The organism is Corallococcus interemptor (genome assembly GCF_003668875.1).
GTDB lineage: Bacteria > Myxococcota > Myxococcia > Myxococcales > Myxococcaceae > Corallococcus > Corallococcus interemptor.
In genome coordinates this window covers 1-639 of record NZ_RAWM01000290.1, presented here as the reverse complement: position 1 = coordinate 639, position 639 = coordinate 1, and the positions used below count along the sequence as shown (strand labels likewise).

General features: G+C 67.9%; 1 protein-coding gene. It reads right to left on the bottom strand.

Annotation, left to right across the window (positions count from 1 at the left end; translation table 11 throughout):
• A partial coding sequence (locus D7X96_RS39145) for a MarR family winged helix-turn-helix transcriptional regulator (protein ID WP_233610401.1) occupies window positions 1–369 on the bottom strand: 369 nt, incomplete at its 3' end.
• Between the last annotated feature and the right edge of the window lie 270 nt (window positions 370–639).

Sequence of the window (639 nt, the reverse complement as noted above, 5' to 3'; positions counted from 1 at the left end):
GGACAACAGGTCGTCCTTGCGGGGGGCGGGGGCGGGCTCGTTGCCCAGGAGCTGGAACAGCCCCGTCTGCAGCTTGTCCAGGAGGCGCGACAGCTCGTCGAACTCCGGTGGCGACAGCGACTCGCGGGCCTGCGTGTCCAGCCAGTCCACGGCGCGCTGCAGGGCCTGGTACTCCTGGCGCCCCGCTTCGGTGATCTCCAGGCGCACGCAGCGGCGGTTCTCCCCCGCGCGGCGCGCCACCAGCCCATCCTCCTCCAGGCGATCCACCAGCCGGCTCACTGCGGGCGCGTCGATGAGCAGCCGCTCCGCGATGGCGGCCTGACTGTGGAGCCCGACCACGCCGATGGTCTTCAGCACGAGCAGCTGCATCAGTGGTCGATCCGTTTGCTCTCCCACTTTCTGGGTGAGCAGCCGGACCACTGCGCGTCGCGTCGATGCCACTTGCTCAGCGATGGTCATGGGCGTAAGAGATGATTGCATTCAACAACGGTTGTCAATTACATCTTGACTTGACTGCGCGCAGAGACCCGGGGTGGGTACCACCACTCGCTCCTGCCGGAAAGCTCGCCGCTCCCAGAGTATGGCCACCCCCAGCGCCCTCCTCGTCCTCCTCCTCGCCGCCGCGCAGCAGGCGCAGTC